The 9,766-nt window shown below is 39.8% G+C and carries 8 protein-coding genes; 4 read left to right on the forward strand and 4 right to left on the reverse strand.

Annotated elements, in window-relative coordinates; all coding sequences use genetic code 11:
• Positions 1-125: 125 nt before the first annotated feature.
• The 3 genes from ACOVO2_RS25515 to ACOVO2_RS25525 all read right to left on the reverse strand — a co-directional run bounded on the left by ACOVO2_RS25515 (position 126) and on the right by ACOVO2_RS25525 (position 3,542).
• Positions 126-1,256 (reverse strand): aspartate aminotransferase family protein, encoded by a 1,131-nt coding sequence (locus ACOVO2_RS25515; RefSeq protein WP_421772697.1) that lies wholly within the window; start codon positions 1,254-1,256, stop codon positions 126-128.
• A gap of 114 nt (positions 1,257-1,370) precedes the next feature.
• Entirely contained in the window at positions 1,371-2,603 is a 1,233-nt protein-coding gene (locus ACOVO2_RS25520; RefSeq protein WP_421772693.1) for a thioredoxin family protein, read from the reverse strand.
• A 168-nt stretch (positions 2,604-2,771) separates the two neighbouring features.
• Positions 2,772-3,542 (reverse strand): SDR family NAD(P)-dependent oxidoreductase, encoded by a 771-nt coding sequence (locus ACOVO2_RS25525; protein ID WP_188770476.1) that lies wholly within the window; start codon positions 3,540-3,542, stop codon positions 2,772-2,774.
• A 227-nt stretch (positions 3,543-3,769) separates the two neighbouring features.
• Here ACOVO2_RS25525 and ACOVO2_RS25530 point away from each other — a divergent pair, with 227 nt between their 5' ends.
• Positions 3,770-5,431 (forward strand): UxaA family hydrolase, encoded by a 1,662-nt coding sequence (locus ACOVO2_RS25530; RefSeq protein ID WP_421772698.1) that lies wholly within the window; start codon positions 3,770-3,772, stop codon positions 5,429-5,431.
• Between the two features lie 73 nt (positions 5,432-5,504).
• Here the strand turns inward: ACOVO2_RS25530 and ACOVO2_RS25535 are convergent, their stop codons facing one another.
• Complete coding sequence (locus tag ACOVO2_RS25535; protein WP_421772694.1) at positions 5,505-6,125, reverse strand: Uma2 family endonuclease; 621 nt, start codon at positions 6,123-6,125, stop codon at positions 5,505-5,507.
• A 185-nt stretch (positions 6,126-6,310) separates the two neighbouring features.
• On the opposite strand from ACOVO2_RS25535, the gene ACOVO2_RS25540 reads away from it, so the two are divergent.
• The 3 genes from ACOVO2_RS25540 to ACOVO2_RS25550 all read left to right on the forward strand — a co-directional run.
• Positions 6,311-7,705 (forward strand): MBL fold metallo-hydrolase, encoded by a 1,395-nt coding sequence (locus ACOVO2_RS25540; RefSeq protein ID WP_421772695.1) that lies wholly within the window; start codon positions 6,311-6,313, stop codon positions 7,703-7,705.
• Between the two features lie 109 nt (positions 7,706-7,814).
• On the forward strand, positions 7,815-8,699 hold the full coding sequence (locus ACOVO2_RS25545; RefSeq protein WP_188770482.1) for an NAD kinase: 885 nt from the start codon (positions 7,815-7,817) through the stop codon (positions 8,697-8,699).
• A 54-nt stretch (positions 8,700-8,753) separates the two neighbouring features.
• Positions 8,754-9,766: DUF6089 family protein (locus ACOVO2_RS25550; RefSeq protein ID WP_421772696.1), on the forward strand; the 1,013-nt coding region annotated here is incomplete at its 3' end.

The raw sequence follows: 9,766 nt of genomic DNA on the forward strand, positions 1-9,766 counted from the left end.
CAACGAAGCTCAAAGCATGAGGCTTTATTTATTGGCGGTGGAAGGAGAAGTTTAATGGATAATTAAGAATGAAAAATGGAGAATGATTGTGCGTTTACACAACATTCTCCATTTTCAATTATACATTATCCATTCGCCAATACTTTCTTCAAAGCATCTAAGAAAATATCAGCTTCTTTGGTTGTAACGGCTAAACTTGGCAATAGACGCATCGTGTGATTGCCCGCTACACCCGTGAAGATTTTATGGTCGAATAACAACGAATTTCTGATTGGCCCAACTGGTTTTTCAAACTCAATTCCTATCATTAAGCCTTGTCCACGCAATTCTTTTATTCCCGGCATTCCTTTGAGATTCTCCATAAAATAATCACCAATATTGGCTGCGTTTTGAATCAATTTTTCTTTTTTGATAATATCCAAAACTGCATTGGCGGCCGTACAAGCCAGATGGTTTCCACCGAAAGTTGTACCCAACATTCCGTGTTTTGCTTGGAATTTTGGAGAAATTAAAACCCCACCAATCGGGAAGCCATTTCCCATACCTTTGGCAGTTGAGATAATATCTGGTTTTACTCCGCTATGCTGAAACGTAAAGAATTTTCCCGAACGACCATATCCGCATTGTACCGAATCATGGATAAAAATCGCCCCAGTTTTATCGCAAGCCTTACGGATAGCTTTCATGAATTCATCGGTAGCAACATTGATTCCTCCTACACCTTGAATACCCTCAACAATTACCGCACAGGTTTCGTTATCAACTGCTTTTTTTACTGCTTCTACATCATTATAAGGCAGAATTTGTACGTGGTCAGCAAAGTTAATCGGTGCTTGAATCGACGGATTATCAGTTACAGCAACCGCAGCCGATGTTCGCCCGTGAAAACCTTTCGAGAAAGCAATCACTTTCTTTCTGCCATTATAAAAAGACGCCAATTTCAAGGCATTTTCGTTGGCTTCTGCTCCCGAATTTACCAAAAACAAAAAATAATCTTTCAAGCCAGAGAGTTTACCCAATTTATCGGCCAATTCTTCTTGCGAAGGAATTTTTACAGAATTTGAGTAAAAACCTATGTTCTTTAATTGCTGAGTAATTTTTCGTACATAATATGGGTGCGTGTGCCCCACCGAAATAACGGCATGGCCACCATAAAGGTCGAGATATTCTTGTCCGTTCTTGTCCCAAAGATAAGAACCTTGAGCTTTTACAGGCTCGATGTCGTAAAGAGGATATACGTTAAATAATGTCATAATTTTAGACCCCACCCCTGCCTCCCCCGATAGGGAGGGAGATTTTATGGTAAGTTTATTTTTAATTTTTATTAGAGGAATTCAGCCCTCCCCATCGGGGAGGGTATGGGTGGGGTTTTATTTCAACTCCCCAGCCAATTTATTGATACTTGTTTCGATAGAAGCTACCACTTTCTTGAGATTCGGGTCAGTTACCTTTGCTTTTGCGGCCGTAATGCTGGTTTTTGCAGCAGCGATGTCTTTCTTAGCATTGGCTAAATCACCCGATTTCTGATACAAGCGAGCAGATTCGTAGTTAAGATTAGCTATCTCTTGCTCTGTTTTGAGTTGTGGTCGAGCAGAAGATAGCCATCGTCGGACTTCAGCTGCAAATTTCCCGTCGGGGAATGTATTGTTGTAGAACGTAACGTAATAAACCAGTAATTGAGGCTGGGTTTGAGCATTTATTAAACCTTTCAAGAAATTAAATGCTACATCTTGCCCTTGTTCACGGAGCAAAGCTGGGCATTCGATTTGCCAAGTATTTGCTGTAACGTAAGGCCCCGCACCCAATAGTTCCATATAACGCTTAAGTGTATTTACTTTGGCGAGAGAATAAGTAGATGCTTTAGGAGAAAAAATCTCTAATTGAAGCAATCGTCCGAGGGCATTCCCTTCTTGCCCTGCATGACCTTCAGCGGCTTCGTATTTTCCGCCAATAGCCAAATTATTTAACCAAAATTGCGAAAAACCATTATCCAAATCCATGATACACTTCTTCATGATAGCCCAACTAAATTTATCGCCCAGCTGGTCTTTTGGATAAGCAGCATAAAGTGCATCGGCTACTTGCTTGTTTTTTAGTGTATCTTGCGTAATACGTAGATAGTACGCCAAACCAACCATTGTATTGATGTCTCTATCGCCTGCTTGAAATTTCTTCCAAAAGCCACCCGTTTGTTGATTTGGGTCGAGGGCGGTTTGGGCGTGCTTGATAAAATCTTTCGGAGTATTGGTTGGGTCGGTATTATGAATGAGATTTTGGTCTTTATCGAAATAGAAGAATAATGGAAACCCGGGTAAAAAGATATTCTTTTTGTTCAAAAAAGCTACTTGTTTAGCATCTTCAACGTTGAGTTTGAAACTTACAAAATTTTGGTTGTAGAATTTACCCACTTCAGCATTTTTAAGCGTTGGCTCTAAGCTCATACAAATCGGGCAATGTGGCGAATAACATTCCACAAAAACGTTCTTTCCTGAAGCCTTTGCTTTCTGAAAAGCGGCCTCAATAGTGGGTTCAAACGCTATGCCTTGTGCAAACGCAAAATTGATGATAAGAAGAAAACTGCCAAGCAAAAATGTCTTTTTCATGTATTTTTTGATGTTTTGAATAGCAAATTAGTCGATTTTTAAGAAAAACACTTAAAAGTTACCATTCTTTAACAAGTTATTAACAGCAATCAATGTAGGACAGATTTGTAATCTGTCACTTTTACGAATATTTATTTTATACGGCGAACAGGATGTTCGCCCCACGATTTAATTATTCAATTTCACAAAACCACCATCAATTAGATAATCGCAACCTGTGATAAACCCTGCCTCATCAGAGCAAAGATACACCGCCAGCGAACCAATTTCATCGGGTTTTGCCATTCGTCCGATTGGCTGAGTTTTTGAAAGTTTATCAAACATTTCTTTCTCCTTACCTGGGTAGGTTTTTTTCAAGAAACCATCCACAAATGGCGTATGTACACGAGCGGGTGAAAGGCTATTACAACGAATGTTATATTTCAAATAATCTTTTGCCACCTGTAAAGTCATGGTATAAACCGCCCCTTTCGACATCGAATAGGCAAATCGGTCTGGAATCCCAACCGTTGCTGCAATCGAAGCCACATTCAGAATTACGCCACCACGGTCTTTCATGTAAGGAATAACCGAATGCAGACAATTATAAGTTCCTTTCACGTTTACATTGTAAATGCGGTCTAAATCTTCTTCGGTTGTCGATTCTACGGTTCCTACGTGGGCTATTCCTGCATTATTCACCAAAATATCAATGGCATTTTCCTTCGCTATTTTATCAATAACCTTCTTAACTTCTTTCTGCTTCGATACATCTACTTTATGAAAATACGCTTCGCCACCATTGGCGTTAATGAGGTCGGCCTCTCGCTCGGCTTGGTCGATATTAAGTTCCAAAATATGTACGACCGCCCCTTGCTGGGCAAAGAGTCGAGAGATAGAAAGTCCGATACCACTGGCTCCACCCGTAACGATGGCTACTTTATTGTCAAGACGAAACATTTTAGACGATGATTAAAAAGATTAATATGATTTTTATACGGAATGCTATTTTTTACAAAATCGGTTTTTGTGAAAAATAACTTAATTCTAATATTTTTTTGATATTTGGCCAAAAAACACCACTTTTCCCCTTCAAAATTACTTGTCAATTCTGGAACAAAAAATAAATTGCAACTACATTTGCTAAAATAATTATTCAACCTATAATATTTTTGGGGTACATGGCTATGCACACTGTTCTGAAACTACATAAAAACGACAACGTAATTGTTGCTTTACAAAACCTAAAAGGTGGAGAAACTGTAAATTACGACAACGAAAGTTACGAAATCCAACACGATATTGAAGCAAAACATAAATTTGTTACTGAAGATTTATCGGTAGGCGACCACGTGACCATGTACGGCGTTTTGGTAGGAAAAGCTACGCAGCCCATCAAACGTGGAGCTCAAATAACCACTTTCAATCTCAAACACGAGTCAGATCCTTATTCGGTTGAAAAACGTCAACCTGCTCCTGTATGGACTCCGCTCGATGTAGAATCATGGAAAAGTAAAACTTTCAATGGTTATCATAGAGCCAATGGCAGTGTAGGCACTCGTAATTACTGGTTGGTTGTGCCTTTGGTTTTTTGCGAAAACCGCAATATCATGATTATGAAAGATGCGTTTGAGCGTGAACTTGGCTATGCTCAACCCGAAATCTACCGTAATCAAGTGAGAGATTTATTGGCGGCATTTCATTCGGGAAATACCGAAGCCCTCGACACTATCACCTTGGCCGACCCAAGCAGCGAAAAAATCAAAATTTCGCCTACGCATATTTTCCAAAATGTTGACGGTATCAAATTCTTGACGCACGAAACGGGTTGTGGAGGCACTAATCAAGATACTGATGCTCTTTGCGATTTGTTTGCAGGAATGATTGTCAACCCCAACGTAGCGGGTGTAACTGTCTTGAGTTTAGGTTGCCAAAAATCACAGATTGATTATCTGAAAGAGCAAATTCTGAAACGTGACCCTCAGTTCGAGCGTCCGATTTTATATTTCGACCAACAAACCTACGGAACCGAACACACGATGATGTCGGATGCCATTCGTGAGACATTCAAAGGTATCATCGAAATCAATAAACAAACTCGTCAGCCAGCTCCCATCAGCAAATTAACCATTGGTTTGAAATGCGGTGGCTCGGATGGTTTTTCGGGGATTTCGGCCAACCCAGCTATCGGACATTTATCTGATATTATGGTAAGTTTGGGCGGAACGACGCTTTTGGCAGAATTTCCAGAGCTTTGTGGCGTTGAGCAAGAATTAATCAACCGTTGTGTTGATGAAGCCAAAGCACAAAAATTTGCCGATTTAATGAAAGAATACTCCGACCAAGCAGCCGCCGTAGGAGCAACTTTCGATATGAATCCGTCGGTCGGAAATATCAAAGATGGATTAATTACTGACGCTATCAAGTCGGCAGGTGCCGCCAAAAAAGGCGGAAATGCCCCAGTAGCCGATGTCTTAAATTATACCGAACAACCTACACAAGGTGGCTTGCATTTACTTTGTACGCCTGGAAATGATGTTTTGGCAACAACAGGAATGGCCGCTTCGAGTGCGACAATCATATTATTTACAACTGGGCTTGGCACACCAACAGGAAACCCAGTAACGCCAACCGTTAAGATTTCGACTAATAATAAATTGGCCGAAAAAATGCCTGATATTATTGATTTCAGTTGTGGTAAAATCATCACGGGCGAAGAAACTATTGAGCAAAATGCTGAATCTTTGTTGAATTGGTTGATTGGACTCGCCAACGGAGATTACCTAACAAAAGCCGAACTTTTAGGTCAAGACGATTTCATTCCGTGGAAACGTGGCGTGAATTTGTAAGTTTCAGCATAAATAAAAAAGAAGGGTTGAAGTATAAAAACTACACTTCAACCCTTCTTTTTTATAACTCAATTTATTTTTTCAATAAGCTTAAATCAAACTCAAAACCTGCCAAAACTTGCTCGCCCGAAAGAGTTTGAGAAAAACCCTCTACTTTAGAAATTGTGCCATCAGCACGATAGATGTAAACAGTTTCCATTTTGGGATTAATCAACCATCCTAACAAAACACCATTTTCAATATAAGAAAGCATTTTATTTTGAGCTTCTTTCAAGCTATCGGTTTCTGACATGAGTTCCACGATAAATTCGGGAGCAATTGGCAAATGTTTTCTACGGTCTTCTTCCGAAATTTGAGCATATTTTTCTTCGCTTACCCAAGCAGCATCAGGCGAACGCACCGATCCGTCAACTAATCTGAAACCCGTTGATGAATCATAAACATGACCGCCATTACGGCGTTTCCAAATATTCAAATCTGTTGTAATCTCGGAGTTATTTTCTCCTGAAATTCCTCCTGTAAGTGCCATAAATAGAATTGTTCCGTCGGGGTTTCTTTCGAGTTTTAGGTGGTCATTAGCTTGACAGAAAGCAAAAAAAACATCGTCTGTCATCTCAAACATACTCATATCTATTAAGCGACTTTGGTGTTCTTCGCTTATTATTTGCTGTATTTCGGCAACTGGATAAGTCATTTTTACTGCATTTTTTTACAAATAAAACCATTTTACTGATTATTCTAAAATTTTGGGGTAATTATCAAATAACTTCTGAACTCAATTAAGCCATTAATCAACATTTCTTTTACGGGTCTTTTTTTGACAAAAAATTTTTCTCTTATTTGCATAAAAACAACAAAACGCCATTTGGGCTGAGTATTATGAAAATTCAATTCTACGGAGCGGCTCAACGAGTTACGGGCAGCAAACACCTCATTACAACCAACAAGGGAACAAAAATATTACTGGATTGTGGCCTTTTTCAAGGAATCGGCACAACTGAATTAAATCTACAATTTGGGTTTGACCCCAAAGAGGTAGATTTTCTTATTTTAAGCCACGCTCACATCGACCACACTGGTCTTGTGCCTCGTTTGGTTAGAAAAGGCTTCAAAGGAACTATCTACGCCACACCCGCCACTAAAGATTTGTGCGAAATAATGTTGATGGATTCGGCTCATATTCAAGAAAAAGACCTCGAACGCATCAATAAACGAAGAATTGGCCGAAACGAAGAACCATACGAGCTGCTCTACAATGCCGATGACGTAGAAGCAGCCCTGAAACTCTTCAAAACAGTAGATTATGAACACCCTTTTGTGATAGAAGAAGGTGTAATTGCTAAATTCTACGATGCGGGCCATCTACTTGGAAGTGCGGGTATTTATTTGACTTTCGAGGAAGAATATAAAACCAAAACTTTGTTTTTTACGGGTGATATTGGCCGACCTGACGATAAGATTTTGAGAAGCCCCGTGCCATTTCCACAGGCGGACTACATTGTTTGTGAATCGACTTACGGCAATAAACTACACGAACCAGAAGCCGATATGAAAACACACCTGCTGCGAATAGTTTATCAAACTTGTATCGAGAAAAAAGGCAAACTGCTTATTCCAGCATTTGCTGTTGACCGAACACAAGAACTCATTTATGCCCTCGACCAACTTTCTCATGAAGGCCTTTTGCCACAAATACCAGTTTATGTTGATAGCCCACTGTCGGTAAAAGCCACAATGGCCATGAAAGACAACGAAGAATGTTTCAACCCCGAAATTTTGGCATATATCAAGCGAGATGGCGATGCGTTTAATTTCGAAAATTTACATTATATAAGCGATGTTATGCAGTCGAAGGCTTTGAATGAGAGTAAAGAGCCTTGTATTATCATTTCATCGTCAGGCATGGCCGAAGCTGGGCGTATCAAACACCACATCAAAAACAACGTTGAAAAACCATCAACTACTATCTTATTGGTCGGCTATTGTTCACCAGGAAGTCTGGGGGCGATTCTAAAAACAAAGCCGACTGAAGTAAGAATTTTCGGAGAAACTTTCAAACGTAAGGCTGACATCGAAATCATGGACTCGTTTTCTGCTCATGCTGATTATAAAGAAATGATAAAACATCTTTCGTGTCAGGATGCCTCTAAAGTAAAGAAACTTTTCTTAGTTCATGGCGAAACTGATAATCAACTCATGTTTAAAAACCGCCTAAATAAGGCTGGTTTTCAAGACGTTTTTATTCCTACACAAGGCGAAGGTTTTGATTTGTGATGATTAAAAATAGCTTTTGTAACATTGCCTTTGTATTTTTGCCCTTAGTATTTTGCCTCAAACGAATGTAAACACAAGCCTCCCTTTAGGGGCGGGGGGGTGGTTTCCAATGAAAATAGCCATTCACGGTCGAAAATTTAGTGTAGAATCTGTTCCGTATATTCAGCAGGTTTTCGACGAATTGAAGCAACACAAAGTTGAAATACAGGTTTCTGAGCCATTTAAGCGTATTCTTCTACAATCTGGGATTCGGTTGGATACCAAAGCCGTTTATACTACACCCGACGAAATCTTCGATGCCGACTTTGCTTTTAGTCTCGGAGGCGATGGAACTTTCCTCGAAACCCTCGCCCACGTAGGCAAGCGTGAGATTCCGATTCTGGGCTTCAATTTTGGTCGTTTAGGTTTTTTGGCCGCTATTTCTCCCGAAAAAATCCAACGAACTGTCTATCAACTAATTAATGGTTATTACACAGTTGACGAGCGAACTATGATTTCGGCAAGTTCTCAGACCGAGCTATTTGAGGAGGGCACGAATTTTGCACTTAACGAGATAGCCATTTCAAAAACAGATACGTCTTCAATGATTGTGGTTCATGCCTATATCAACGGGGAGTTTCTGAATACCTATTGGGCTGATGGTCTGATGGTTGCAACAGCCACGGGTTCTACAGGATATTCGTTGAGCTGCGGTGGGCCATTGGTGATGCCTCATTCGGCCAATTTTATCATTACACCAATCTGTCCGCACAATTTATTTGTTCGACCAATGATTGTTTCCGACGACAGTGTTATTTCTTTCAAAGTAGAAAGTAGAAGTAATAATTTTCTGGTGTCGATGGATTCGAGAGCGAAAATTATTGGCTCTGACGAAGAAACTACCATAACCGTTAAGAAAGAAGATTTCAAAGCAAAAATGGTCAGAATGGAGGGCGATGATTTCCTAAGTACACTACGAGGAAAACTAAAATGGGGTATTGATGCCCGAAATTAACAATAAAACTTTCTGTGATTACGTTAAATATTTCGACAAACCTTACTAATTCGTATGAAATTGTTAAAACCTAACAAACTGGCATTTGGCCTAATACTAAGTTTTTCGATAGTGCTTTTGGCAACTCAAGAAAACTTCGCTCAATCTGGTATTTTCAGCAAAAAAAATAAACTCAATCAATATTCTACCGTAGGTATTGGTGGTGGTAGTTCGCACTATTTTGGTGACCTTTCTTCATACAAGTATTTTTACTATGGTCTTATTACCAATGTACGATGGAATGCTACCATTAATTATACTCGTCAGTTGTCTCCACAAGTAGCAGCTCGTGTGGGTTTCACTTGGGCCAGGATTCTTGGTGATGATTATACCTACTCACAGCGTAATTTAGAAAAGTTTAGTGGTCAATTTATCCGTAATCTACATTTTAGAAATGACATAAAAGAGTTTAGTCTTACAGGTTTATTCAATCTTTTGCCTCAATATAGTAAAGGCCCACAAGGGCGTAGTGTCATCATGCCTTACAGTTTTATTGGTTTCGGTTTTTACGCCCACAATCCAAAAGCAAGAGATGTTGCCGAAGTTGATCCAGGGTCTGGAGTTGTTACTTTGGGGGTATGGACAACCTTAAAAGACAAACAAACATCTGGGCAAGGAATTGATAATACCTACCCCAAATCCTACTCGTTAATTCAGCCTGTCTTTCCAGTAGGTTTAGGGTTAAAAGTTAAATTAAGTGAAAAGTTTGATCTGGGATTTGAAGGCGGTTTCCGCATCACTCCTTTTGATTATCTGGATGATGTAGCTAAAACTGATTTTCCTGACCCAGCTGTACTAGGTCCGATTTCACCAATTGGAGCTGTATTATCCAACCGTGCTGGTGAAGACTACTCGGCTCTAACTGGGGCGAGCCGAATAGCTGATTTTGCAAACATTGCCCCACAATATAATGTGGTAACCGCAAATCCAACACCCAGCCAAAACGGCCGTTCTATTTATGGTTTCGGCAGTCCTAATATTGTTACCAGAGGCACAAGTAAATGGGATACATATTTTACTACCCAAAT

The organism is Emticicia sp. (assembly GCF_049241225.1).
Classification (GTDB): Bacteria; Bacteroidota; Bacteroidia; order Cytophagales; family Spirosomataceae; genus Emticicia.

Coding starts and splice junctions, on each gene's coding strand:
- ACOVO2_RS25540 (WP_421772695.1), top strand. CDS start 6,311: ATGAAAATTCAATTCTACGGAGCGGCTCAACGAGTTACGGGCAGCAAA.
- ACOVO2_RS25530 (WP_421772698.1), top strand. CDS start 3,770: ATGCACACTGTTCTGAAACTACATAAAAACGACAACGTAATTGTTGCT.
- ACOVO2_RS25545 (WP_188770482.1), top strand. CDS start 7,815: ATGAAAATAGCCATTCACGGTCGAAAATTTAGTGTAGAATCTGTTCCG.
- ACOVO2_RS25525 (WP_188770476.1), bottom strand. CDS start 3,542: ATGTTTCGTCTTGACAATAAAGTAGCCATCGTTACGGGTGGAGCCAGT.
- ACOVO2_RS25535 (WP_421772694.1), bottom strand. CDS start 6,125: ATGACTTATCCAGTTGCCGAAATACAGCAAATAATAAGCGAAGAACAC.
- ACOVO2_RS25520 (WP_421772693.1), bottom strand. CDS start 2,603: ATGAAAAAGACATTTTTGCTTGGCAGTTTTCTTCTTATCATCAATTTT.